Below are 22,630 nucleotides of genomic sequence, written 5' to 3' on the forward strand. Positions count from 1 at the left end.
CTGACCCATGGCTGACGCTTCCGGCCGCGTGGCGGTGTACCTCGACTTCGACAACATCGTGATGAGCTGGTACGACAGCGTCCACGGAAGAAACTCCTACGGACGCGACCGCCAGCGCATCGCCCAGGATCCGAGCGATCCGGAGATCGTCGAGCGCCTGACGGAAGCCCGTGTCGACATCGGCGCGGTGATCGACTTCGCGGCCAGCTTCGGGACCCTCGTGCTCACTCGCGCCTACGCGGACTGGTCCTCGCCCGTGAACGCCGAGTACCGCGACCAGCTCGTCGCGCGCGCCGTGGATCTTGTGCAGCTGTTCCCCGCGGCGGCGTACGCCAAGAACGGTGCCGACATCCGCCTCGCGGTCGACACGGTCGAGGACATGTTCCGCCTGCCCGATCTGACGCACGTGGTGATCGTGGCCGGCGATTCGGACTATGTTCCACTCGCGCAGCGCTGCAAGCGACTCGGTCGCTACGTGGTGGGAATCGGTGTCGCGGGCTCTACCGCCAAGTCGCTGGCGGCCGCATGCGACGACTTCGCCACCTATGACTCGCTTCCCGGCGTGCTGCCGGATGAGCCGACTGCTCCCGCGGAGCAGGCGGTCAAACGCCCCACGCGGCGGACGAAGAAGGACGACCCGGAGGTGCTCGCCACGCAGCTGCTGGAGCGGGCGCTGCGCACCGGACACGAGAAGGACGACGCGGATTGGCTGCACTCGTCCGCCGTGAAGCAGCACATGAAGCGGATGGATCCCTCGTTCAACGAGAAGGCGCTCGGATACTCGTCGTTCTCGGAGTTCGTGAAGGCTCGCGATACGGTGGCCGAGCTTGAGGAGACCGGCCACGAACGGCTCGTGCGGCTGAAGCCCCGCCCGGGTAGGGGCTGAGTGGCTGACTCCCCCGAGGCCGAGTACGGGCTCGAGGAGACCGGGCTGCGCGAGCTGTTGCGCGCCAATGGTCTGGCTTACGCGGAGGATCCGCTCACGTTGATCACGTCCGGATGGGACAACGACATCTGGCGTCTCGGCACCGAGCGCGCCGTACGCGTGCCACGACGCGGGCTCGCCGATCAGCTCATCCTCAATGAGCAGCGGGTGCTGCCGACCATCGCGGAGCGGCTCGCACCCAGCGGCGTCGCGGTGCCTGCTCCTCTTCATGCCGGCGCTGAATCGGACCTGTTCCCCCATCCGTGGTCGGTGGTGCCGTGGATCAGCGGCGTCGCCGCGTGGGACGTGCCTCGACAGGCGCGGACGGCGTGGGCGACGGATCTCGCCCACGCCCTTCACCTGCTGCACGTGCCGTGTGGGCCCGATGCGCCGACGAATCCGTACCGTGGCGTACCGCTGGCGCAGCGCGCGGAAGCCATCGCGGCGCGTTTCGCCGCCGTCGACGCACCGGCGGCCGCGCGGGCCGCGTGGGAGTGTGCTGTCGCCGCACCCGCGCACGCGGGGCCGCCGGTATGGATCCACGGAGACCTGCACCCGGGAAACCTCGTCGTCGACGGGTCTCGACTGGCGGCGATCGTCGACTTCGGCGACGTCGCCGGTGGCGACCCGGCCTACGATCTCGCGGCGGCCTGGCTGCTGTTCGATGCCGACGGTCGGCAGCGCTTCATCGAGCGCACGGCCGTAGCCGACGACGCGCTCTGGATACGCGCACGCGGGTGGGCCGCAGCGGTCGGTGCGATCCTGCTGTCGCAGAGCGATGATCGTCCCGATTACGCGGCGCTGGGCACCGAGATCCTGGCCGAGGTGGCCGCCGACTGAAACCGGCACGACCTCGCCCATAGACTGGGCGCATGGGCTGGTTCGGACGCAAGAAGAATCTGGAGACTCCCGAGGAGATGCTGGCCCGGTTCCACGCCGAGTCGCCCAACCCGTCGTCGGTCGCCCCCGTCGAGGCGGCGAGCGGCGGGATGCTGACCGTGGAGGACGTATTCCAGATCACCGGTCGCGGCACCGTCGCCACCGGGCGTGTCCAGTTCGCTCGGCTGTCCGCCGGGGATCGCATCACCATCAACCATGCGGCGGGTGGCTCGGAGCAAGCAACGGTGAAGGCCATCGAGACCCGCGGGCGTCGATCCGCGATCGCCGAGCCCGGCACCCTGGTGGGCGTGCTCTTCGTCGAACGCGTCACGGTGGCCGCCGGCGACGCCATCACCTTCTGATCGGAGCGTCATGACCGTTCCCCGCATCCTTACCGATGACACCACTCTCGACGTCGATCGCAGCGACACCGACTACGAGGCCTGGCTGACCGAGGCCATCCGCGCCGTCGACGCCGACGCCGTGCGCAGCGCCGACACGCACCTCCTGAAGTTCCCACTGCCCATCGGCTGGGGCATCGACCTGTACCTCAAGGACGAGTCGACGCACCCCACCGGTAGCCTCAAGCACCGGCTCGCGCGCTCCCTCTTCCTGTACGGCCTCGTGAACGGCTGGATCCGGCCGGGTCTTCCCGTCATCGAGGCCTCGAGCGGATCGACGGCGGTGTCGGAGACATACTTCGCGCGGCTGATCGGCGTGCCGTTCATCGCGGTGGTCCCCCGCAGCACGAGCGCCGAAAAGACGCGACTGATCGAGTTCGCCGGCGGTCGCATCCACTATGTGGACGAGCCGGGAGCGGTGTACGCCGAGTCTGCGCGGCTGGCCGCGGAGACCGGCGGGCACTTCATGGATCAGTTCACCTATGCGGAGCGCGCCACCGACTGGCGCGGCAACAACAACGTGGCGGACTCCATCTTCCGCCAGATGAAGGCTGAACGTCATCCGATCCCGGCCTGGGTGGTGACCACGGCGGGCACGGGTGGCACGTCGGCCACCATCGGCCGCTATGTCCGCTACACCCGCCGCGACACGCGCGTGTGCGTGGCCGATCCGGAGAACTCGTGCTTCTTCGAGGGCTGGCGCACCGATGACCCCGCCGTGCACTGCTCCACCCCGTCCCGTATCGAGGGAATCGGTCGCGGCCGGATGGAGCCCAGCTTCCAGCCCGGTGTGATCGATCGCATGATGAAGGTGCCGGATGCGGCCTCGATCGCCGCGATCCACGAGCTGCAGCAGCGGACCGGATGGCAGGCGGGCGGATCGACCGGAACGGGTCTGTGGGCGGCGCTGCGGATCGTCGCGCAGATGCGCGCGGCGGGCGAGCGCGGCAGTGTCCTCACTCTGCTGTGTGACGGCGGCGAGCGTTACGCCGACCGGTACTACTCCCCCGACTGGCTGGCCGAGCAGGGGATCGATCCCGAGCCGTATCGCCTGATGATCCGGGAGCTGCTGGACAGCTGAGTCCGCCCCCGTTCTTCGCGCGGGCTGCTCACGCGAGGGTGAGGAAGAGCTTCTCCAGCTCCTCAGTCTGCGCTGTCTGGTCGGCATCGGAATCGCTCAGGCAGTCCTTCAGCGCCGTCGAGATCATCAAGAATCCCGCGCGATCGAGCGCTTTCGACACCGCGGCGAGCTGCTGGACCGAGTCACGACAGTGCGCGTCGCCTTCCACAGCGGCGATCACGGCGGCGAGCTGCCCTTGCGCGCGTCGCAGACGATTGACAATCTTCCGCTTCGCCTCTGGATCGTGGGCGGCGGCACCGGTCGCTTCGCTCATCATCTCTCCTCCTCGATTTGACAACAACTATACCCCGGGGAGTATCTTCGACGGATACTCCCCCGGGTATATACGAGAGAGGCGAAGACATGTGTCGAGCAACAACATGCCGCGTGTGCGGCAACACGACGTGGGCGGGATGCGGTCAGCACATTGCTGACGTCAAGCGAACGGTCCCCGCAGGCCAGTGGTGTGGCGGATCACACTCCCCCGCTCAGATCGCCGAGTCGAAAGCCGCGCGCGGTGGATTCTGGTCGCGCATTCTCCGGAAGTAAGGAGCTGAACATGTGCATGCAAGTGATCTGCCACGAATGTGGCAAGCCCACCTGGGACGGCTGCGGCCAGCACATCGAGCAGGCGCTGGCCGGCATCCCGGCCGCTGAGCGCTGTGCATGCCTCGAGGTGCGGCGCTGAGATGAAGGTTGTCATCATCGGCGGTGTCGCGGGCGGCATGTCCGCCGCAACGCGCCTTCGCAGGCTGGACGAGCAGGCGCAGATCGTTGTGTTCGAGCGCGGCCCCGAAGTGTCCTACGCCAACTGCGGCTTGCCCTACTACGTCGGCGGGATCATTCCCGACCGCAAGGAGTTGCTGTTGCACACCCCGGCGTCACTGCACCGACGTTTCCGCCTTGACGTTCGCGTGAACCATGACGTCGCCGCGATCAACACACGCAGGAAGATCGTGACCGTCACCGATCCGACGGGGGCCGCGTTCGAGGAGTCTTACGACTATCTCCTCCTCGCGGTCGGGGCGCGGCCACGCCCCTCCCTTGCTGGATCGGCTCTTCCCGTCTTCCCGCTGCGCACCGTGCAAGATGCCGATGCTGTTCACGGCGCGGTCACAGAGCCGGGTACGCCGGTGGTCGTGGTCGGTGCCGGCTACACCGGCCTGGAGGCCGCCGAGAATCTGACGATTCGCGGCGCGAAGGTCGCCGTCGTCCAGCGCGGTGCCCAAGTGCTCGCACCCCTGGACCCGGAGATGGCAGCGCCCATAGCCGATGTCCTGCGCGCCTCCGGCGTTGACCTTCGCCTCGGCGTCGAGATCATGTCGGTGGACGACCACGGAGTGACGCTGACCGACGGCTCTCGCATCCCCGCAGCACTTGTCGTGGACGCAGCCGGCATCGTGCCGGAGACCTCCCTGGCGCATGATGCTGGTCTTCGGCTGGGGGCCGCCGGCGGCATCGCGGTCGACGAACAAAACCGGACCAGCGATCCTGACGTGTTCGCCGTCGGGGACGGAGTCGAGAAGTCGGATCTGGTCGGCGGCGCCGCGGCACTCATCACCATGGCGGGTCTCGCCAATCGGCACGGGCGATCCGTCGCGGACGTGATCAGCGGCCGTTCCGTTCACGCACGCCCAGCGCTTCGCACCGGAATCGTCGGGGTTTTCGGCCTTGTGGCCGCCACGGTGGGGTGGAGCGAGAAGGCTCTCGTCGCGGCGAAGCGCGCGCACTACATCGTGCACGTCCATCCGTCCTCGCATGCGGGCTACTATCCCGGGGCCGAGGTCCTATCGATGAAGCTCATCGCTGACCCGAGCACCGATCAGATTCTCGGCGCACAGATCGTCGGCGGCGAGGGCGTCGACAAGCGAATCGACGTCATCGCGACCGCCATGCACGCTGGCCTTCCGGCGGCTGAACTGGCGCATCTGGAGCTCGCCTATGCCCCGCAGTTCGGATCAGCGAAGGACCCGGTGAACATCGCCGGGTACGTGGCCGAGAATGTGCGCACCGGAACGACTCGCACCGTGCAGTGGCATGAACTCGACGCGATCCGGGCGGCCGGTGCGGTTCTCATCGATGTCCGCTCCCCCGCCGAGTTCGCGGCCGGCGCGATCCCCGGAGCGGTCAATCTGCCGCTTGACGAACTGCGGGATCGGCTGAGCGAGGTTGAGCTGCTCGCCGAGAAGGGGCCGCTTGTCGTTCACTGCCAAGTGGGCCTCCGTGGACATGTTGCTAGCCGTCTGCTCTCCGAGCACGGCTATGCAGCACGCAACCTTGACGGCGGCTACCGCACCTGGATTGCCGGTCACACTGCGTGACCCGACGAGCGAGGACGCATCACATCGACCGTCCTCGTCAGGAAGACGGATCCGGTATCGAAGACGCCGATGTGGACGACACCTCACGACGGCCCACGCCGCTCAGCAGACAGATCGCCACGACCACAACCACCGCAAGTGCGCAGGCCAACAGCTGAAGCGGCTCTTGCAGGGTGGGAAGAATCAGCACGATCACCAGGGAGAGCGCTGCACAGACGACGCCTGCCAACAGCGCGGAGACGACGCCCGCCCAGACCGGGGAGGTGCGAACCCATCGATGCCCGAGGACAAGGCTCCCCCAGACCGCGAGCGTGATGAGCACGCAGATCGGGATAGCCACCACCGCTCCGAGCAGCGGAAAGAACACGAACGAGAGGAGGGGGTCGTACCGGGACTCCGTTGTGATCGCGGGGACGATTTCGACGAGATAAACCACCACGACGCTGCCCAGGAATGCCAGGAAGAGCGACCAGGCGGTCGCACCGGGTGAAGTCCTTCTTGTCGTATCCATGTGAGTGGGAATGCGAGCAGGACCGCTGTGAGACGACGTGCGCTCAGGAACCAGGGGCGTAGAGGTCGAAGCCGGGGGCGAAGCGGACGGTCTTCTCGCCGGCGCGAATCGGGAAAGGCAGCCGGTTCGTCAGCGGCGGCAGCGGGCAGTTGAACCACATCGAGAATCCGCAGGGCGGAATCACCGAGCGGTTGAAGTCGATCTCGACCGGCACGCTCTCCCCCGGGCGCAGGTCACGCCACTGCGGCGGCAGATCGACCCAGAGGAACCTGCCGGTGCCGTAGGTCTCGGTGCCGTTCGTCGTGTCGGCGAAGACCAGCTGCACGGAGTCATCGTCGTCCGCGTCGAAGGCGGCCAGTCGGTATTCGACGCCCTCATGGCTGAACACGACGTCGCCGGCGGCACCGTGCTGACGCAGCCGCCCGCCGTCCGCGATGTGCTCGAACGGCACCAGCCGCTCCTCGGCGACGAGTTCGAAGCGACCGCTCACCACCCAGGACTCGTCATAGTCGTACGCATCGATGTCCTCGAAGGCCGAGCGCGTGGACGCCTCGTCATCCCAAATCCGGTAGCCGCGCTGCAAACCGCCGTGGTCGAGGTCCTCGCGCTCCAGCGTCGTGAGCCGCACGGTGTCGGCCGCGGCGCGTTCCGTCGGGATCTCGGTCTCGCCGGGGGCCAGCCAGGTGGTCTCGACCAGCGCCAGCGGACCGGTGGGGCCGGTCACGTAGGCGCGGCGCTGCCGGCGGAACTGGGCGTACTCGTCGCTCTGGATGCTCACCCGTTCAGTCTTCCACTTCCGCGGGGCACGGGGCTCGACCCCCGTAACCCAGCGAAGGACCGGACGATCGTCCGGTCCTTCGCTGTCGGCCTCAGACCAAGGCCACGTGTCGTGCGAGAACGCGCAGCTCCTCGTCGATCACATCCACCACCACCGTGTCTCCGGCGCTCACGGCGCCGCCGACCAGAAGATCGGCGAGCCGATCGTCCACCTCACGCTGGATCAGGCGACGCAGCGGCCGAGCACCGTACTCCACCTGGTGTCCATTGCGGGCGATCCACGCGGTCGCGGCCTCGGTCACCTCCAGCGCGATGCCCTGGCTCTCCAGCCGCTCGTGTGTCTCACGCATGAGCAGACTCACGATCTGCTGGAGCTGCTCGGGGTCGAGCTTGCGGAACAGCACGATCTCGTCGATCCGGTTGAGGAACTCGGGCCGCATCTGCTCGCGGAGCCGACCCATGATGCGCTCGCGCAGCTCGCTCTGCGAGCCGAACCCAGTCTCGCCGCCACCATCCGCGAGGAAGCCGATGGCCCCGCCACGGCTCGCGAGCAGTTCGCCACCGATGTTGCTGGTCATCACTACGACGGTGTTGCGGAAGTCCACGGCGCGTCCCTGACCGTCGGTCAGACGGCCATCGTCCAGTACCTGCAGCAGCAGGTTGAAGATGTCGGGGTGCGCCTTCTCGATCTCGTCGAACAGCACGATCGAGTACGGGTTGCGCCGCACGCGCTCGGTGAGCTGACCGGCATCGTCGAAGCCGACGTATCCGGGAGGGGCACCGATCAGCCGCGACACGGTGTGGCGCTCGCCGAACTCGCTCATGTCGAAGCGGATCACGGCGTCGTCATCGTCGAACAGGCTGGCGGCTAGCGCCTTGGCCAGCTCGGTCTTGCCGACGCCCGTGGGGCCGAGGAACAGGAACGAGCCGACCGGTCGGCGCGGATCGCTCATGCCGGTGCGGTTGCGCCGCACGGCGCGCGCGACCGCGGAGACCGCATCGTCCTGTCCCACCACGCGGCGGTGCAGCTCCGATTCGAGCTCCGCCATACGCTCCCGCTCGGTCTCGGTGAGCCGGGAGGCCGGGATGCCGGTGGCACGCGAGATGACCGCGGCGATCTCGGCTTCGCCGATCACCGGCAGCACACCGGTCCGGGAAGCAGTCGACAGCTGCGCTTCCACCTCCGCGATGCTGTCACGCAGCGTGCTGGCCTCCTCGTAGCGTTCAGCCGTGACGGCGGCGTTCTTCGCCGCCTCCAACTCGCCGAGTCGTGTGCGCAGCGCTGCCGTGTCCACAACCGCGCCGGACCGCAGCCGTACCCGAGCGCCGGCCTGATCGATCAGGTCGATGGCCTTGTCGGGCAGCACACGATCGGTGAGGTACCGGTCACTCAGCTCGACCGCAGCTCGCAGCGCGTCGTCGGTGTAGGTGACGTGGTGGTGGTCCTGGTACGCGTCGCGCAGCCCGTGCAGGATCGCAATGGCGTCCTCGATGCTCGGCTCCCCCACCCGCACCGGCTGGAAGCGGCGCTCCAGCGCGGGGTCCTTCTCGATGGTGCGGTACTCGGCCAGCGTCGTGGCACCCACGAGGTGCAGCTCACCACGCGCCAGACGCGGCTTCAGGATGTTGCCCGCGTCCATCGCACCCTCACCGCCGGCACCGGCTCCCACCACCGTGTGGATCTCATCGATGAACACGATGACGTCGTCCTTGCGCTCCGCGATCTCCTCGAGCGTCTTGGTGAGTCGTTCCTCGAAATCGCCGCGATAGCGCGTCCCCGCCAGCATGGCCGGCAGGTCCAGCATGATGACGGAGCGTCCGCGCAGCTGCACCGGGACGGTGTCCGCGACGATCGCCTGCGCGAGTCCTTCGACCACGGCCGTCTTGCCGACGCCCGCCTCGCCCACCAGCACCGGGTTGTTCTTGGTCCGACGGCTGAGGATCTCGATGGTCTGCTCGATCTCGTCCTCGCGGCCGATCACGACGTCGAGTTCACCCGCGCGAGCGCGCGCGGTGAGGTCGGTGCCGTAGGTGTCGAGCATGCTCTGCTGCGAGGGTGTCGACTCCGCCGCGGCGGGCGCCTCGGAAGCGGCCACGGATTCGCGGACACCCTGCACGAGGGCGTCGGCGGTCACACCGTGCTCGGCGAGAACCGCACCCGAGGGCGTGTCCTGCCCCAGTACCAGGGCGAAGAACAGGTGTTCCGGATCGATATACGTGGATCCCGAGGAGCGCGCCACCTGCAGCGCGTGGAACAGCGTACGGCGAACGGACGGCGTGATCACCGCGCCATCGGCGCTGATCGGCTCCGCCGCGGACGGCAGGCGGGACTCGACGGCACGCACCAGGGCGGCGACATCCGTGCCGATGCGGCGCAGTGCGTCGTGAGCGGGGGTCGTGTCCAGCAGGACGCGCAGAATGTGCAGGGCGTCGAGTTCGCTCTGGCCCCGACCCAGCGCATACCGGCCGGCGCTCTGCAGGAGCTCCTGGGTTCCGGCGCTCAGGAAGCGCGCGAGATCGATCGATCGCGCGGCGCGGGCGCGCTCGCCCTCCAGGTAGCGGGCGAGGAAGTCGTCGAACGAGTTGCCGCCGTCGGCGGCGCGGTCTTCAGGCACGATACCTCCAGGTTGAAACTTGAGTTGCCTTCACTCAAGTTTCAACGCCAGGGAGGTTCAGCTATTCCCGACCTCCGCCACGATCACCTGATAACCCGCTGTACGCAGCGCCTCCACCTGTTCGTCGCTGACGGCATCGTCGGTGATCACGGTGTCGAACAGCTCCGCTCCTCCGATCGCCGCGAAGGATCGCGTGCCGATCTTGGACGAATCGACCACCAGCACCGCACGCTCGGCACGCTCGGCCATGAGTCGGTTGACCGCGGCCTCCCGCTCGTCGCTGGCGGAGGCGCCGACCGCCGCATCGAGGCCGTTGGCACCGATGAACGCGATGTCCAGGTTCATCGCCCCCAGCACTGAGTCGGCGTAGCTGCCGACCACCTCGTACGAACGCGCGTGCAGCACGCCGCCGGTGATGACCGTCTTGATCTGGTCGCGCGCGGCGAGGTGCATCGCGATGTTGATCGCGTTGGTCACCACGGTCAGCCCGGGTTCCGGCGACGGATCCTGCAGATCGGCGCGGGACATCAGGGCGTCGGCGATCGCGGTGGTGGTCGTTCCCCCGCAGAGGCCGACGACCGCGCCGCGCGGCGTGAGCTCGGACGCCCGTGCCGCGATCGCGGCCTTGCTGTCGACGTGCCGCTGATTCTTGTAGCGCAGCGGAAGATCGTAGGCCACGGAGTGTGCCACCGCACCGCCGCGGGTGCGGTTCAGCAGCTGCTGCTCGGCGAGCGCATCGAGGTCGCGCCGCGCGGTCGCGGGCGACACGGCCAGCCGCTCGACGATATCCTCCACCTCGATCCGGCCCGTCTCGCCGAGCAGATCGAGGATCGCGGAGAGCCGCTGATCGCGATTCACGACCGGTGTCCGTGGAACAGGAGAAGGAGTCGCTCCGCTTCGGCGGACAGTGCGGCCCGTCCTGCGGCGACGTACTTGCGGGAGTCGACCACGGCGGGGTTCTCCGCGAGGTAGGCGCGAACCGCACCCGTGAAGAACGCGTTCAGGTGGGTCGAGACGTTCACCTTCACGAGCCCCGCGCGGATTCCGGCGACGATGACCTCGTCCGCGACGCCCGATGAGCCGTGCAGCACGAGCGGGACCGGAACCGCGGCGGCCAGCCGCTGGATGAGCTCAAGGTCGAGCGACGCGGTGCGCTCGGTCATCGCGTGCGAGGAGCCGACCGCCACGGCCAGCGAGTCCACACCAGTCTCAGCGACGAACTGCACGGCTTCGTCGGGATCGGTGCGCACACCCGGCGCATGAGCGCCGTCCTTGCCGCCGATCTCGCCCAGCTCCGCCTCGACGGATACCCCTGCGGCGTGCGCGGCGGCCACCACGCGACGAGTCGCCGCGACGTTCTCGGCGAACGGGAGCTTCGCTCCGTCGTACATCACCGACGTGAAGCCGAGATCGATCGCGGCGAGGGCGAGTTCCTCGCTCTCGGCATGATCCAGGTGCACGGCGACCGGCACCTCGGCGGCACGCGCGAGCGCCAGACTGGCGCGGGCGACCGGCTCCAGCGAACCGTGGAACGAGACGCAGTTCTCCGAGATTTGGAGGATCACCGGCAGCCCGCTGCGCTCAGCGGCCGCCACCAGCGCCTCCGCCGTCTCGAGATGCAGCACGTTGAACGCGCCGACGGCGACGCTCTCTGCTGCCGCGGCGGCGAGCAGGTCTGAGGTTCGGGCGAGGGTCATGAGGCTCCTTCGAGAGGTGACGCTGCGGATACCGGGGTGATGATGACGTCGGCGGTGCGGCGGGCGAGGTGGGGATCCAGTTCGCCGGCCTGCGGTGCCGCGACCGCGGCCGCTCCCCACGCCGCCGCGCGCCGGGCGAGCACCTCCAGCGCATCGGGAGCGGTGAGGTCGGGATCGTCGGCGAGCGAGACGGAGATCGCTGCCGAGACGGCATCGCCCGCTCCGGTGGCGTTTCCCCGCACAACCTCGGGGAAGCGAGCGCGGACGACGCGACCGTCGCGATGGACGAGCAGCATGCCCTCTTCGGCTTGCGAGACGAGAACCAGCACGGGCCCGCGACGCAGCAGCTCCCGCGCCCCCAGGATCACGTCGGTGGCCCCGGTGGCTTCCGCGAGTTCGTGGTGGTTGGGCTTCAGGGCCGTTGCGCCCGCTTCGGCTGCGTCGATGAGAGCGGCACCGCTCGTGTCCACGAGGACCGGGACTCCGAGAGCTCGGAACTTCGCGATGGCGGAGGTGAGGACCACCGGGTCGGCGCCCCGCGGCTGGCTGCCGCTGATGACTACCGCGGATGCCTCTGCGGCGGCGCCGAACACAGCGCCCCAGAGCTCGCCGGTCTCCGCCGCCGTGGGTGCTGTGCCGTACTCGTTGAGGACCGTTGCCGAGGCCGCCGTCTCATCGACGAGCGTGAGGCTGCGACGGGTCTCGGCGACCACCGGGATCAGTCGATGCGGCACACCGGAGGCCTCCAGCTCGGCGCGGAGCTCAGCACCGACCGCGCCACCGGCCGTGGTGAGCGCGGTCACCGGCTCACCCTGCTGATACAGGACGCGGGCGACGTTGAGCCCCTTCCCACCGGCGCGCGACAGCGCGGCGTCCACCCGGTGCGATTGTCCCGGCTCCAGCCGGTCGACGCGCCAGGTCATGTCCAGCGCCGGGTTCGGCGTCACAGTGACGATCACGACAGCACCTCCCGAGCACGCAGAGCTGATCCGAGCAGCCCGGCATCTTCACCGACGGCGGCCGGGATCAGTCGGGGCCGACGATGGAACGACAGCAGTGCGTCCACCCGCTGAGCGAGGGGGTCGAACAGCAGCGGACCGGCTTGAGCGAGACCTCCGCCGATCACGATCGCCTCGGGTGCCAGGATCCCGACCAGCCGCGCAATCTGCTGGGCGAGGGCATCGAGTGCCTCAGTCCACACGGCGTCGGCGACGGAATCGCCCGCACGGGCCGCAGCGAGCACATCGCGCGCTCCCGGGAGGGATGTTCCGCTGCGCGCGGCATAACGACGCACGATCGCACCGGCAGACGCCACGGTCTCCAGGCAGCCGACGGCGCCGCAGGGACAGGGATCGCCGTTCGGGTCCGCGAGGGTGTGGCCGAGTTCTCCGGCGTAGCCGCCGGAGACGAGAATGCGCCCGTCCGTGACGATCGTGCCGGCGATGCCGGTGCCGATGGGGATGATCACGGCGTCCCGGAGGCCGCGGGCAGCGCCCAGCTCGAGCTCGGCGCGTGCGGCAGCGCGGACATCATGTCCGAAGCCGACGGGCAGATCGATGGCGGCCTGCAGCAGTGCGGCGATCGGTGCTTCGCGCCAGCCGAGATTGGCGGAGAACACGCCGATCCCCATGGCCTCGTCGACGAGCCCCGGGACGACGACTCCCACCGCCGCGATGGCGGTCTCCGGGTGGCGGTCGCGCAACTCGGCGGCCAGTCGCGCCACGTCCGCGACCACGGCCCCGGCCGGGTCCTCGCCGCGAGCCGTCGCCGTGCGGCGAAGGTCACGGATGGCTCCGGTCTCATCGATCAGCGCCGACTTGGTGTCGGTGCCGCCGACGTCGAAGGCGAGGACGGCGGCACCGGGGCCGAGGGATGTCATGCGTCGAGGATCACGGCGCGCGTCAGGTTGCGCGGCTTGTCTGCGTCCAGCCCGCGACGGCGCGAGCGCTCCAGCGCCACCCGGTGCAGACGCACGAGGTCGGCCATCGCGTCGATGTCGCGGTGCTCGAAGCGCGCGCCCGTGCGGGCGACGTCGGCGGCGATGCCCTCCGGCACCTCACCGAACGCCCACGTCACGCGCCCAGGTGCGGCGATCGCGATCGGGCCGTGGCGGTACTCCATCGCGTAGTAGGCCTCTGTCCACGACTGCGACGACTCGCGCATCTTCAGCGCCGCCTCGTTCGCCAGCCCGTAGCTCCAGTGGGTGCCGAGGAAGCTGAACTGCTCGGCGTTCACCAGCTCGTCGTCGACGTCCTCAGCCAGCACGGCACGTGCATCGGCGATCGCTGCCGTGAGGTCCTCACCCAGCGATGCGCGGAACAGCGCCAGCGCCGTGGTGGCGAACCGGGTCTGGACCACGGAGCGCTCGTCGGCGAAGTCGAGCACCACGACCTCGTCGACCAGATCCACAAACGGCGAGGTCGGGTCGCCGGTGACGCCGATCAGCGGAACGGTGCCGCGCAGCTCGCGGGCGATCGCGAGGATCTCGGAGGTGGTGCCGGAGCGCGTGAGCAGGACGACGGCGTCGTAGCCACGGACCAGCGGCGCCTCCGTCGCCGTGAAGGCATCGGTCTCGCCGTGTCCGCCGCGCTCACGCAGGTCGGCGTACGCCTGGGCGATGAACCAGGACGTGCCGCATCCGACGACCGCGACACGCTGCCCGCTCGTCGGGAGCTTCTGCTGCTCTGCCGTCATCGCGCTTGCGCGCGCCCAGGTGTCGGGCTGACTCGTCAACTCTTCCTCCATGAATGCGCCCAGAGTGGCCTCGGTCATCATCGCTCCCATCGTGAATGCGTCCACTCATGATTGCAGATGATTGATCACGCGCGCAAACGATCATTTGCAATCGCGAGCTGGCTCACTTCTCATCGATGGCAGGCCACTCGGTGGCGCTCCACGTCACGGTGCCGTCTGCCGGGGCGGGATCACTGGAGTTCATGGATCGAATCACGTCCTCGCCACGCCCCCACCAGGACGGAGACGTCACGGTCACCCGTATGCCGTCATCACCCGCATACTGGCCCACCCTCACCGTGAATCCTTCCGCGTCCACGCCCGTGAGCTCCCAGCGGTCCTGCTGCCGGTCGGGCCGGCCGTCCCACCCCGCGGCCCGCAGTGACTCCTCGAGCGCGAGCAGTTCGGCATCGCCAAGACGGTGCGCAAGACGGAACGAGACTGTCACGTGGTAGCAGTCGAAGTTGTCCGTGTTGCACGGGCGGGCGCGCTCGTTCGCGACCGCAGCGAATCCGCCGTCGACATTCCCGCGATACAGCCAGCCGTCGGCGGCGATGAGGCCGCGAACGCTGGAACTCACCTGCTGCGTCCGTTCGAAGTGCGCCCGGACGAGCTCTGCCTGTGCAGTCGACGACAGGTCTGAGACGTCGGCGGGGGTCCGACCGTCGGCGTCGACCAGCTGCACCTCGGCGTTGTACACGTGTGCATCCGCCGACGCGGTGATGAGCGGAGCGGCGATCACGGCGGCTGCGACGACGACCACCGCCACCGCGCTCGTGACGATCGTGCGCGGCCCCACCCCGCGCATGCGGTCGGCGTCCGTCGGCGTCACGAAGAGTCCGAGCCACGCCACAAACGCGAGCGCGAACATCACCCAGGCGATCCACGGCGCGACGGACGGGCCGAACATCTGCTCGATGAATGAGGGTCGCCCGCCGCGCTGCGGATCGGAGTCATACGTGAGCAGTCCCGCGATCACGAACCCCCAGTGCAACAGGAGCACGGGAATCGCGGCCGCGGGGGCAGCCGTCCACCCTGCCCGCCTGAGTCGACGACGCGGGAGGTTCCCCGCAAGCACGAGCACCGCGACCGCGACCACGATGCCGACGATCGGCATCATCGCCAGCATCGCGGCGACCTGGATCAGCCATCGCTCGGCCGATACCAACACGATTGCCGTGACGATAGGCAGCGCCCACACCATCACCAACCAGAGATGCCAGACGACGATCGCGAACATGCGCGCCGCATCGCCGGATCTCTCCTGCCGCTCCCCCACGGCACGAGGATATGCCGCAACGGAGCGCGGCGCTCATATCGGACTCAGCGACCGCCGGGAGGACCCACCAGCAGCAGAACGACGTAGAGCGCGACGATCGCACCGACGATGACGACGGCCAGCAGCCACGCACGGTTCAGGAAGAAGCGCATGCAGCGGTCATACCAGGCGGCGTCCCGAGGATCGTCCGTCGCCTCCAGACGCCACTGACCCTCGAGGCGCCCGGAGCGCTGGAGCCAGACCTCGACCGGGATCGTCGCATACGGGATCACCGCGCTCGCGATGGCGAGGACGGCGGGCCCCACTCCCCAGCGCTGGTTGAAGGCGACGAGAATCGCCGTCGCGCCGTAGGACAGGAAGATCAGGCCGTGGATGCCACCCGCGATCGTGACGACGAGGGGGTTGACCCCCATCGCGCGGGCGATGAGCGCGCCAATCAGGAGCGTCCAGGTGATCGCTTCGGCGATCGCGAGAACGCGGAACAGGGAACGCGGGGTGCGGAACATCTCCACCTGCTTCGTCACATTCCTTCAGGCCACCTGAAGGTGCTCTCAGTTTAGCTAAAGGAAGGTCGTCAAGCTGGGGACCGACTGCGAGTCAGCGCGCCAGGTGCGGCTCGTCATCTGTGGTGACGAGCGCTGCGGCCAAAGCCGGTGCGGACTGGTGCAGGCGTGCGTCCAGAGCCGCGACGCGCTCGCCCGCCTCGCGCAGCGCGGCCTCGCCGGCCGGCGTGGAGCGGAGGTTCGATGCGGCACCCGCATGAGCGGTGGCGTCCTGCACCAGCTTGTCGGCAACAAGTGCCTTCACTGCCGTGTGGGCGGACTGCACGGTGATCTGGCTGCGCCGGGCCAGCTCGCTGAACGAGATCCCTGGCGAGCCGTGAATGTGTGCGAGCAGAGCGTACTTCCGCGTGGTCAATCGCAGATCCGACAGCGCGGCTCCGAGCTCCGCGTCCCACACCGACGACAGCGTCAGCAGCGCCACCACCGGACTCACCTGTTCCGGGCGTCGCTGTCGTCGATCGGGCCCGGTGCTCATGGCACCACGTGCCCCGCCGCAGTGAACAGCTCGTACCATTCGGCGCGCGTGAGGGGGATCTCGGAACCGAGCGCGGCATCGGCGATCCGCTGCGGGCTCGTGGTGCCCATCACCACCTGGATGTTCGCGGGATGACGCGTGATCCAGCCGGTCGCGACCGCGATCGGCGGTACGTCGTACTTCTCGGCGAGCCGGTCGATGACCGCGTTGAGCTCCGGATGCGCGTCCGAGCCGAGGAACACACCGTTCGGCCCCTGCATCGGCGACCATGCCTGGACGGTGATGTTCTCATCGCGGCAGTAGTCCAGAATGCCGCCCCCGTCGCGGTCGACGGCCTGGTCGTACGCGGTGTTCATCGCGATGGCCTGCGCGATCATCGGCGCGTGCATGAGCGACAGCTGCAGCTGGTTGGCGACGATCGGCCGGCGGATCCAGCGCGAGAGGTACTCGATCTGGCGCGGGGTGTGATTGGACACACCGAAGGCACGCACCTTGCCGGCGTCGTAGAGATCATCGAACGCGCGGGCCACCTCGTTCGGCTCCATGAGAGCGTCGGGGCGGTGCAGCAGCAGGATGTCGATGTAGTCCGTTTGCAGTGCCTGCAGCGATCCCTCGACCGACGAGACCAGGTGCTCGTAGGAGAAGTCATAGCCCGCGCCCGGAACGATGCCCGCCTTCGTCTGCAGGGTGATCTGCTCTCGCTCGGAGGGAGTGAGAGCCATCGCCTCGGCGAAGCGCCGCTCGCTCGCGTGGAGAGCGCCGCCGTAAATGTCGGCGTGATCGAAGAAGTCGATTCCGGCGTCACGAGCGGAGCCGACCAGCTCGCGAACCGCGTCGTCCGACATCTCGGCGATGCGCATCATTCCTGCGACGATGTTCGGTCCGGTACCGGCGCCGATGGTGATCCTCTTCATTGCCATCCTCTCCGTGTTCCACGCTACCGCGCTCGCTCGCCGACGGTCGTTACGCCGCGATCGCCGAGCCACGTAGGGTGTGTGGCATGCAGCGTTTCCTCCAGGGTGCCCTCGACCTGTTCCGCGCCGCGAGCTGGTGGCAACGCCAGCCGAAGGCGATGGCGCTGGCGCTCGTACCGGCCGTGATCGCGGGAGCTCTGCTGCTGGCGGCGTGGATCTCGGTCGCGCTGACGGTGCCGGCATTCATCGATGACTGGACGCCGTTCCTCGACTCGTGGCCCGCCGTCTGGTCGGGAATCGTGCGCGTGGCGGCGACGCTCGCCGTGCTGGTGGGAACAGCCCTGCTGGCCAGCGTGGTGTTCGTCGCCCTCACGCTCGCGATCGGCGACCCGTTCTACGAGCGGGTGTGGCGCGCCGTCGAGACCGACGACGGCGCGGAGGCACCCGATCGCCCGTACGGTGTCGGCCGGAGCATCGCAGACGGCATCGTCCTGGTGCTGAAGGGCATCGTCGCGTCGTTGATCGCCGCGATCGTCGGCTTCATCCCCGTGGTGGGCCCCGTCCTCGGCCCGGTGGTCGGAGTGCTGTTGACCGGTCGCGTCCTCGCCGACGAGCTCACCTCGCGCGCGCTCACCCACCGCGGTCTCGATCGGCGTCAGCGTCGCGAGGTGCGCCGACGCGACCGTCCGCGCGTCTGGGGATTCGGGGCGATGACGCAGTTGCTGATGCTGATCCCGCTGGCGCCCATCGTGGTGCTGCCCACGGCGGTCGCCGGGGCCACCGTGCTGTGTCGCCGGTTGCTGGGTGAAGACGGGTCCCGCGCGCGCACGACGGGTGAGCCTCCGCGACACGCCCGCTAGGAACGCCGCCGGTCCCGGACATGGGACAGGACGAGGACGAGGGCGTAGCCGAACAGCAGGAACGCGGCGAGCGGAATCGCCCACGTCTTCCACGGACCGGTCAGCCAGGCACTGACCCATCCCAGATACGGCACCGCGTACCAGAGCGTTCCGCGAATCTGCACCTCCTGCACGGGAGTCTCGTCGGGCATGGGATTCGCGTCGCCCTGGGTGATGAAGATCAGTTGCCCATCCGCGAGCGCTGTGCGCTGGATCACGCGGTGCGTGACGACCTCGGGCTCGTCGCTGCGGAGCTGGTAGGTCACCACGTCGCCGGGATGGATGTCATCGGGGTCGGTGGGGCGCACCACGATGAGGGTGCCCGGCGGCAGGTTCGGCGTCATCGACGAGGTCAGCACCGTGAGTGCCGTGGATCCGGTGAGCGCGGGGACCACGATGGCGGCAGCCGCGATCGCGAGGACCACGACCAGGATGACCGTCATCGCCGCGCTGCCGAGATACGACAGCAGACTGCGCTCACGGCTCTCACGTCGCCGCTCCCGCAGGTCGCGGCGGGAGGTCTGCAGGGCCTGGGTCATCGCTGCCTCCGGCTCCGCAGCGTGACCGCGCCGACGACGGTCGCGGCGGCAGCGAGGATGGCCAGGACCGCGAGCGAGGGCGCACCGGTCTGCGGGAGCGTGCCGGGCTCGGTGGTCGGGACCGCTCGGCACGGCCCCGGCCCCGCGGCGGGCATGGCTGCATCGGTGAGGGTGACGCGAACGCTGAAGCCGACGCTCCCGTCCTGCCCGCCCGGCAGCGACTCCTCGCCGAGGTGATCGGACACAGTCAGCTTCGCGTCCACGCGTGCCGTGTCCCCTGGCTGGATGAGGGTCGAATCGTCGATCACCACGCAGGTGGTCGTCGCGTCGCCGAGCGCGACGGATCCGACGAGAACTCCGTCCACCTGGAGATCGATGCTGATCGCCTGAGCGAGCGCGCGATCGTCGGCGACGACATCAGTCAGTTCGATGCCCAGCCGTCCGGCCGTCGAGGCGGTGCTCCGCGCCCACAGAGACTCGGTGAGTCGATCCCCCGGTACGACGCGCTCGATCTCGTCGAACATCACGTCGTCGGCGTCGACGGCGAAAATGACTCCGTCGTGAGAGATCTCCAACGGTCCGCTGTCGGGAAGCGGCGACGCGCGCGCGGCAGACGGCGCGAGCACCACCGCCGCGGCGACGACGGCAGTCGCGACCAACCGGCGCGCGCTCACCGGCGCACCTCACTCACGGTGGGGTCGGAGCAGACGAGCGTGAGCACGGTCGTGCAGGTGAGTTTCGTGACGAACTGCATGATGATGTCGCTGTCCGAGCCGGCATCCGTCACGCGGATGTAGTTGGCCTGACCCGCGGTGAGCAGCATCACGCAGGAGACGGAGCTGCTCCCCGGCTGAACCACTGCCTGGCCGAGATTGAGCAGCACGCAGGAGTTCCAGGTGCCGGGGTTTGCGGTGTTGGCGATCTGCACTTTGTACCCGGGTGCCGTCGACGTGGCCCGAACGGCCCCGATGTCCAGGATGGCCGAGATGTTCAGTCCGAGCAGGCCCAGTCCGGCGCTCGGCACGACGGCTTCGGGAGTGGTCAACACGATCGTGGCGGAGTCCGTGCACTCGACGAGCCGGCCGACGCCCGCCACCAGGCCGAGGCACTTGCCGTTGAGCATCGAGACGAGCTGGTACTGCTGAGCCTGCCGCTCCTGAACGAACCAGCGCTGATTCTGCGCGCTGCCGCCCGCCCCGAGCACGGTGTTCGCGGTGGCCGGACTCACCGAACCGTCGGTCGCCGCGGCCAGGCGCGCGGTGGTCGCGGTTCCCGGCCGCAGCGTGAGGATCGTGTTGTTCGCGATGGCTCCCGTCAGCTGCCAGATCGAGCGGGTGTAGGGCTTGGTCTGGCCGGCCGCGACGCAGGGGCCGACGTTCACGGCTCCGCCGACGCCGCCGTCGCCTGCCATCTGGAGGCAGGTCGTGGGGTCGCTCGCGAGGCGGAGCTTCATCCAGCCGAGCTGGCTGTTGTCCGGGGTGATGGTCGCCGTGAGCGGATACACCGCCGCGGTCTTGAGCGTGAGAGTGTCCGTCGCGGGCGTCGCGGTCCACCCCGCGGCGGACAGCGTCGCGGAGATGTTGGCCGACACCGTCTGCGCGCCGCTGGCGTGCGCCAGTGCCGTGCGGTCCGCGAAGGAGCGCACGCAGTAGACGGCCGAGGCGCCGGGAGCAAGCGACGCCGTGGTGAACGATCCTCCCGATGCCCAGGTGGTGCCGATCGTCGAGATCGCGGAGCCGACCGCGGACTGCGGCGTGCAGTCGCTGGACTGCGCGACGGGCCAGACGCTGCGGTTCAACACCGTTCCCAGCGCTCCGTTTCCCGCCGCGAGGGTAATCGTCGCGACACCGGCAGCGGCGCCGGTGTTGGTCACCGTGACCGCGCCGGTGCTCGCCAGGCCGGGGGCTTCGAAGCCGGCGGCGAGCGGGTTGATCGAGCTGTTCAGATAGGTGGCGGAGAGCGCGCCGAAACCCTGTTGGGTGATTGCGACGCGGGTGGTCGTGACGGTGCCGGTTGCCGTCACCGCGGTTGTCCAGGACGCGACCGATGTGCTCGCGACTCCGGCGAGGAGCACCGTCATCACGGTGATGACGAACGCGACCCAGGTGCGTGAGCGACGTGCAGCGGTCATGTCCTCACCCCGCCTGCTGCTGCGCTGAGATGGTGAGCTGGAATGCGACGGCCTGCCCGCTCCGGTCGGCCGAAGTTCCGGGACGAAGCCCGATTTCCAGGCACAACACGGTTCGCGCCCCGGGAGCAAGGGATCCGGCCCCTGTGGTGAAGCCCGTGAGCGGTGTCGTCGGCACGCTCGCGCCGGCAGCACACGATGATCCGAACGGCACTGTCGTGAGCCGCGCGACCGCATCCGCGGACAGCGGGTCGGTGCTCGTGATCGCTGCCGAGGCCGTGAGGGCGGCTGGCGCATCGCCGGTGTTCATGACGGTCACGGAACGCACCTGCCAGACATTCGGCGCGAGCGGGAAGGCCGAAATCGCAGCACTCTGCCCGCCGTCCACGGTGAGGCTCAGCGAGCCCGCCTTCACCACGCTCGTCGGTGAAGTGACGCGAGCCGAGAGAAAGGAGTAGGTGCCACCGACTCCGGCCAGTCCCACCACGACGCCCGCAGCAATGACCGCCGTCACTGTCAGAGTGCCGCGCCGACGCGCACGCCGAGCAGCGAGCGCGCGTCGAGCGCGTTCGCTGCGTCGCGAGACACCCCCGACCGGGATCGCCCGCGTGCCGGATTCTTCAGCCGTCCTCATGTGCGAAAGGCGGGCGCCGTCGGTCGGTCCCGGCGGCGCCCGCATCCGATCAGGAAGCCGCGACCTGATCCACGAGGATGGCGAACTGCGACAGGTTCACCGCGCCCGTCTTGTTCGCGTTGTCCGAACCGGAGGTGCCGAACGGCCAGGTGATGGTCGCGGTGACGGTGACCGGATAGGTCTTCTCAGCCGCGCCGACGTTGCTGATCGTGAACGAGTTGTTCGTCACGGTCACTCCGGGCGCGGTGCTGGAGACGGCGTAGGTGACGGCGCCGGAGAGAGTCGCAGCCAGCGCCGTGTCTGCAGCGCCCGCCGTCGCACCGGTGATGGAACCGGGCGTCAAGCCCACCGTGAAGCCGAGGTTGTCGCCGCGGGCACGAACGGTGGCTGTCGACGTGTAGATGAGGATGTCACCCGGCACGGCGCGGAACGTGCTGATGTCGGCGATGGCGACCGCGGTGGCAGCGGCGTTCTTCTTCACCTGCCAGGTGCCGGTGGGTGCCGTCTCGACGAAGGCGAGGTCACCGGCGGTGATCGTGGCGGAGCCGGCGGAGACGGAGGCGTTCCAGGAGGCGAGCGTCCCGCCCGCACCCAACAGCAGGGCTGTGCCCGCGGCGGCGGCGACGGCGGCCTTGGTGAGTTTCTTCATGATTCCTCGGGTTCTCGGAGTGGGGGAGTTTCCGGGCACCCCACACAGAACCTTTCGGATGCTCATCCCCGGGTGGGTGGCCCGGAGATTCGCGCGGGGAGCTTGCGGCAATTGTGCACGAGACCGAGCGCCATTCCCAGCGTTTCCGCCCGGTTTTTCCAGGATTGTGCAACATGCACAAGAGTGGAGGTGTTCGCTGGCAGAAAAGTGTGGATCAGAGCTGAGACAGAGCGTCGACGGCACGCTTCGCCTCGGCCAGCCCGAGGCCCGGGTGCGCGTCACGCAGCACCTTGATCGCCTGGATCTTCTCCCCCTGCCGCGCCAGCGCCACGACCTCGGCGGGCACCTCGAATGTGCTATTGCTCTCGGTCACGTGCGGAGCTGTCGAGTGCGGAGCCGTCGCGGGCGGGACCGAACTCACCCCGGGATTGAGCACCGCACCGCTCGGAAGCGTGCGCGTCGCGCTCTCGCTGCGGTGGCGCGACGTTCGCACCGCCGTCGCCAGCGCGAGCAGCGAGATGACGAGCGCGGCGAGCGACACGAGAAAGGTGACGGTCTGCAGTTCCATGGT

26 protein-coding genes are annotated in these 22,630 nt (G+C 68.8%); 7 read left to right on the top strand and 19 right to left on the bottom strand.

Going from position 1 to position 22,630, the window contains the following annotated elements; all coding sequences use genetic code 11:
* Window positions 1-7 precede the first annotated feature (7 nt).
* Genes ABTV68_RS14795 through ABTV68_RS14810 form a run of 4 tightly spaced genes read left to right on the top strand, consistent with a single transcriptional unit; the run spans window position 8 to window position 3,286 of the window.
* On the top strand, window positions 8-886 hold the full coding sequence (locus ABTV68_RS14795; protein ID WP_433674471.1) for an NYN domain-containing protein: 879 nt from the start codon (window positions 8-10) through the stop codon (window positions 884-886).
* On the top strand, window positions 887-1,765 hold the full coding sequence (locus tag ABTV68_RS14800; RefSeq protein ID WP_433674472.1) for an aminoglycoside phosphotransferase family protein: 879 nt from the start codon (window positions 887-889) through the stop codon (window positions 1,763-1,765). It abuts the gene before it with no gap.
* A 32-nt stretch (window positions 1,766-1,797) separates the two neighbouring features.
* The gene (locus ABTV68_RS14805; RefSeq protein WP_433674473.1) at window positions 1,798-2,166 is read left to right on the top strand and encodes a hypothetical protein; all 369 of its coding nucleotides are present in this window, start codon (window positions 1,798-1,800) and stop codon (window positions 2,164-2,166) included.
* A 10-nt stretch (window positions 2,167-2,176) separates the two neighbouring features.
* Window positions 2,177-3,286 (top strand): PLP-dependent cysteine synthase family protein, encoded by a 1,110-nt coding sequence (locus ABTV68_RS14810; protein ID WP_433674474.1) that lies wholly within the window; start codon window positions 2,177-2,179, stop codon window positions 3,284-3,286.
* A 28-nt stretch (window positions 3,287-3,314) separates the two neighbouring features.
* Here the strand turns inward: ABTV68_RS14810 and ABTV68_RS14815 are convergent, their stop codons facing one another.
* Window positions 3,315-3,599, bottom strand: a complete 285-nt coding sequence (locus tag ABTV68_RS14815) for a metal-sensitive transcriptional regulator (RefSeq protein WP_433674475.1) — start codon at window positions 3,597-3,599, stop codon at window positions 3,315-3,317.
* 285 nt (window positions 3,600-3,884) lie between these two features.
* Here ABTV68_RS14815 and ABTV68_RS14820 point away from each other — a divergent pair, with 285 nt between their 5' ends.
* Window positions 3,885-4,013: a hypothetical protein gene (locus ABTV68_RS14820; protein ID WP_433674476.1), complete on the top strand. Its 129-nt coding sequence runs from the start codon at window positions 3,885-3,887 to the stop codon at window positions 4,011-4,013.
* A 1-nt stretch (window position 4,014) separates the two neighbouring features.
* Window positions 4,015-5,646, top strand: a complete 1,632-nt coding sequence (locus ABTV68_RS14825; protein ID WP_433674477.1) for an FAD-dependent oxidoreductase — start codon at window positions 4,015-4,017, stop codon at window positions 5,644-5,646.
* A 37-nt stretch (window positions 5,647-5,683) separates the two neighbouring features.
* Here the strand turns inward: ABTV68_RS14825 and ABTV68_RS14830 are convergent, their stop codons facing one another.
* From ABTV68_RS14830 to ABTV68_RS14885, 12 genes are all read right to left on the bottom strand, one after another.
* Window positions 5,684-6,157, bottom strand: a complete 474-nt coding sequence (locus tag ABTV68_RS14830; protein WP_433674478.1) for a hypothetical protein — start codon at window positions 6,155-6,157, stop codon at window positions 5,684-5,686.
* Window positions 6,158-6,200: 43 nt separating this feature from the next.
* A complete protein-coding gene (locus tag ABTV68_RS14835) occupies window positions 6,201-6,935 on the bottom strand; it encodes a DUF1684 domain-containing protein (protein WP_433674479.1) in 735 nt (244 codons plus the stop codon).
* A gap of 91 nt (window positions 6,936-7,026) precedes the next feature.
* Window positions 7,027-9,549 carry an ATP-dependent Clp protease ATP-binding subunit gene (locus tag ABTV68_RS14840; protein WP_433674480.1) on the bottom strand — a complete coding sequence of 841 codons (2,523 nt, stop codon included), beginning with the start codon at window positions 9,547-9,549 and terminating at the stop codon, window positions 7,027-7,029.
* 57 nt (window positions 9,550-9,606) lie between these two features.
* Window positions 9,607-10,407, bottom strand: coding sequence for a DeoR/GlpR family DNA-binding transcription regulator (locus ABTV68_RS14845; RefSeq protein WP_433674481.1), 801 nt, complete (start codon window positions 10,405-10,407; stop codon window positions 9,607-9,609).
* A complete protein-coding gene (locus tag ABTV68_RS14850) occupies window positions 10,404-11,246 on the bottom strand; it encodes a class II fructose-bisphosphate aldolase (RefSeq protein ID WP_433674482.1) in 843 nt (280 codons plus the stop codon). Before ABTV68_RS14850 ends, ABTV68_RS14845 begins: the two co-directional genes overlap by 4 nt.
* Window positions 11,243-12,205, bottom strand: a complete 963-nt coding sequence (locus tag ABTV68_RS14855) for a 1-phosphofructokinase family hexose kinase (RefSeq protein ID WP_433674483.1) — start codon at window positions 12,203-12,205, stop codon at window positions 11,243-11,245. The genes ABTV68_RS14850 and ABTV68_RS14855 overlap by 4 nt, the downstream gene beginning before the upstream one ends.
* The gene (locus ABTV68_RS14860; RefSeq protein ID WP_433674484.1) at window positions 12,202-13,125 is read right to left on the bottom strand and encodes an ROK family protein; all 924 of its coding nucleotides are present in this window, start codon (window positions 13,123-13,125) and stop codon (window positions 12,202-12,204) included. The genes ABTV68_RS14855 and ABTV68_RS14860 overlap by 4 nt, the downstream gene beginning before the upstream one ends.
* Window positions 13,122-14,018: an SIS domain-containing protein gene (locus ABTV68_RS14865; protein ID WP_433674485.1), complete on the bottom strand. Its 897-nt coding sequence runs from the start codon at window positions 14,016-14,018 to the stop codon at window positions 13,122-13,124. Before ABTV68_RS14865 ends, ABTV68_RS14860 begins: the two co-directional genes overlap by 4 nt.
* 85 nt (window positions 14,019-14,103) lie before the next feature.
* Window positions 14,104-15,258: a hypothetical protein gene (locus tag ABTV68_RS14870; protein WP_433674486.1), complete on the bottom strand. Its 1,155-nt coding sequence runs from the start codon at window positions 15,256-15,258 to the stop codon at window positions 14,104-14,106.
* A 44-nt stretch (window positions 15,259-15,302) separates the two neighbouring features.
* Window positions 15,303-15,764, bottom strand: a complete 462-nt coding sequence (locus ABTV68_RS14875; RefSeq protein WP_433677623.1) for a DUF3817 domain-containing protein — start codon at window positions 15,762-15,764, stop codon at window positions 15,303-15,305.
* A 91-nt stretch (window positions 15,765-15,855) separates the two neighbouring features.
* Complete coding sequence (locus ABTV68_RS14880) at window positions 15,856-16,296, bottom strand: MarR family winged helix-turn-helix transcriptional regulator (protein WP_433674487.1); 441 nt, start codon at window positions 16,294-16,296, stop codon at window positions 15,856-15,858.
* Entirely contained in the window at window positions 16,293-17,210 is a 918-nt protein-coding gene (locus tag ABTV68_RS14885) for an aldo/keto reductase (protein WP_433674488.1), read from the bottom strand. Before ABTV68_RS14885 ends, ABTV68_RS14880 begins: the two co-directional genes overlap by 4 nt.
* 86 nt (window positions 17,211-17,296) lie before the next feature.
* Between ABTV68_RS14885 and ABTV68_RS14890 the strand changes: the two genes are divergently transcribed.
* On the top strand, window positions 17,297-18,070 hold the full coding sequence (locus tag ABTV68_RS14890) for an EI24 domain-containing protein (protein ID WP_433674489.1): 774 nt from the start codon (window positions 17,297-17,299) through the stop codon (window positions 18,068-18,070).
* On the opposite strand, the gene ABTV68_RS14895 is transcribed toward ABTV68_RS14890, so the two are convergent.
* The 6 genes from ABTV68_RS14895 to ABTV68_RS14920 all read right to left on the bottom strand — a co-directional run bounded on the left by ABTV68_RS14895 (window position 18,067) and on the right by ABTV68_RS14920 (window position 22,627).
* Window positions 18,067-18,648 (bottom strand): signal peptidase I, encoded by a 582-nt coding sequence (locus ABTV68_RS14895; RefSeq protein ID WP_433674490.1) that lies wholly within the window; start codon window positions 18,646-18,648, stop codon window positions 18,067-18,069. The genes ABTV68_RS14890 and ABTV68_RS14895 overlap by 4 nt on opposite strands.
* Window positions 18,645-19,322, bottom strand: a complete 678-nt coding sequence (locus tag ABTV68_RS14900; RefSeq protein WP_433674491.1) for a hypothetical protein — start codon at window positions 19,320-19,322, stop codon at window positions 18,645-18,647. Before ABTV68_RS14900 ends, ABTV68_RS14895 begins: the two co-directional genes overlap by 4 nt.
* On the bottom strand, window positions 19,319-20,779 hold the full coding sequence (locus ABTV68_RS14905; RefSeq protein WP_433674492.1) for a hypothetical protein: 1,461 nt from the start codon (window positions 20,777-20,779) through the stop codon (window positions 19,319-19,321). The genes ABTV68_RS14900 and ABTV68_RS14905 overlap by 4 nt, the downstream gene beginning before the upstream one ends.
* Window positions 20,780-20,783: 4 nt before the next feature.
* Window positions 20,784-21,410, bottom strand: coding sequence for a hypothetical protein (locus ABTV68_RS14910; protein ID WP_433674493.1), 627 nt, complete (start codon window positions 21,408-21,410; stop codon window positions 20,784-20,786).
* 49 nt (window positions 21,411-21,459) lie between these two features.
* Window positions 21,460-22,059, bottom strand: a complete 600-nt coding sequence (locus ABTV68_RS14915; RefSeq protein ID WP_433674494.1) for an alternate-type signal peptide domain-containing protein — start codon at window positions 22,057-22,059, stop codon at window positions 21,460-21,462.
* A 214-nt stretch (window positions 22,060-22,273) separates the two neighbouring features.
* Window positions 22,274-22,627 (bottom strand): hypothetical protein, encoded by a 354-nt coding sequence (locus tag ABTV68_RS14920; protein WP_433674495.1) that lies wholly within the window; start codon window positions 22,625-22,627, stop codon window positions 22,274-22,276.
* Window positions 22,628-22,630 lie beyond the last annotated feature (3 nt).

It is taken from the genome of Microbacterium gorillae (genome assembly GCF_050990725.1).
Taxonomy (GTDB): domain Bacteria; phylum Actinomycetota; class Actinomycetes; order Actinomycetales; family Microbacteriaceae; genus Microbacterium; species Microbacterium gorillae_A.

Excerpts from the sequence above, each read along its gene's own strand:
- ABTV68_RS14910 (WP_433674493.1), bottom strand. The coding sequence starts at position 21,410 with ATGAGGACGGCTGAAGAATCCGGCACGCGGGCGATCCCGGTCGGGGGT.
- ABTV68_RS14880 (WP_433674487.1), bottom strand. The coding sequence starts at position 16,296 with ATGAGCACCGGGCCCGATCGACGACAGCGACGCCCGGAACAGGTGAGT.
- ABTV68_RS14820 (WP_433674476.1), top strand. The coding sequence starts at position 3,885 with ATGTGCATGCAAGTGATCTGCCACGAATGTGGCAAGCCCACCTGGGAC.
- ABTV68_RS14825 (WP_433674477.1), top strand. The coding sequence starts at position 4,015 with ATGAAGGTTGTCATCATCGGCGGTGTCGCGGGCGGCATGTCCGCCGCA.
- ABTV68_RS14920 (WP_433674495.1), bottom strand. The coding sequence starts at position 22,627 with ATGGAACTGCAGACCGTCACCTTTCTCGTGTCGCTCGCCGCGCTCGTC.
- ABTV68_RS14795 (WP_433674471.1), top strand. The coding sequence starts at position 8 with ATGGCTGACGCTTCCGGCCGCGTGGCGGTGTACCTCGACTTCGACAAC.
- ABTV68_RS14915 (WP_433674494.1), bottom strand. The coding sequence starts at position 22,059 with ATGAAGAAACTCACCAAGGCCGCCGTCGCCGCCGCCGCGGGCACAGCC.
- ABTV68_RS14905 (WP_433674492.1), bottom strand. The coding sequence starts at position 20,779 with ATGACCGCTGCACGTCGCTCACGCACCTGGGTCGCGTTCGTCATCACC.
- ABTV68_RS14875 (WP_433677623.1), bottom strand. The coding sequence starts at position 15,764 with ATGTTCCGCACCCCGCGTTCCCTGTTCCGCGTTCTCGCGATCGCCGAA.
- ABTV68_RS14890 (WP_433674489.1), top strand. The coding sequence starts at position 17,297 with ATGCAGCGTTTCCTCCAGGGTGCCCTCGACCTGTTCCGCGCCGCGAGC.
- ABTV68_RS14865 (WP_433674485.1), bottom strand. The coding sequence starts at position 14,018 with ATGACCGAGGCCACTCTGGGCGCATTCATGGAGGAAGAGTTGACGAGT.
- ABTV68_RS14850 (WP_433674482.1), bottom strand. The coding sequence starts at position 11,246 with ATGACCCTCGCCCGAACCTCAGACCTGCTCGCCGCCGCGGCAGCAGAG.
- ABTV68_RS14830 (WP_433674478.1), bottom strand. The coding sequence starts at position 6,157 with ATGGATACGACAAGAAGGACTTCACCCGGTGCGACCGCCTGGTCGCTC.
- ABTV68_RS14810 (WP_433674474.1), top strand. The coding sequence starts at position 2,177 with ATGACCGTTCCCCGCATCCTTACCGATGACACCACTCTCGACGTCGAT.
- ABTV68_RS14805 (WP_433674473.1), top strand. The coding sequence starts at position 1,798 with ATGGGCTGGTTCGGACGCAAGAAGAATCTGGAGACTCCCGAGGAGATG.
- ABTV68_RS14885 (WP_433674488.1), bottom strand. The coding sequence starts at position 17,210 with ATGAAGAGGATCACCATCGGCGCCGGTACCGGACCGAACATCGTCGCA.
- ABTV68_RS14815 (WP_433674475.1), bottom strand. The coding sequence starts at position 3,599 with ATGAGCGAAGCGACCGGTGCCGCCGCCCACGATCCAGAGGCGAAGCGG.
- ABTV68_RS14860 (WP_433674484.1), bottom strand. The coding sequence starts at position 13,125 with ATGACATCCCTCGGCCCCGGTGCCGCCGTCCTCGCCTTCGACGTCGGC.
- ABTV68_RS14895 (WP_433674490.1), bottom strand. The coding sequence starts at position 18,648 with ATGACCCAGGCCCTGCAGACCTCCCGCCGCGACCTGCGGGAGCGGCGA.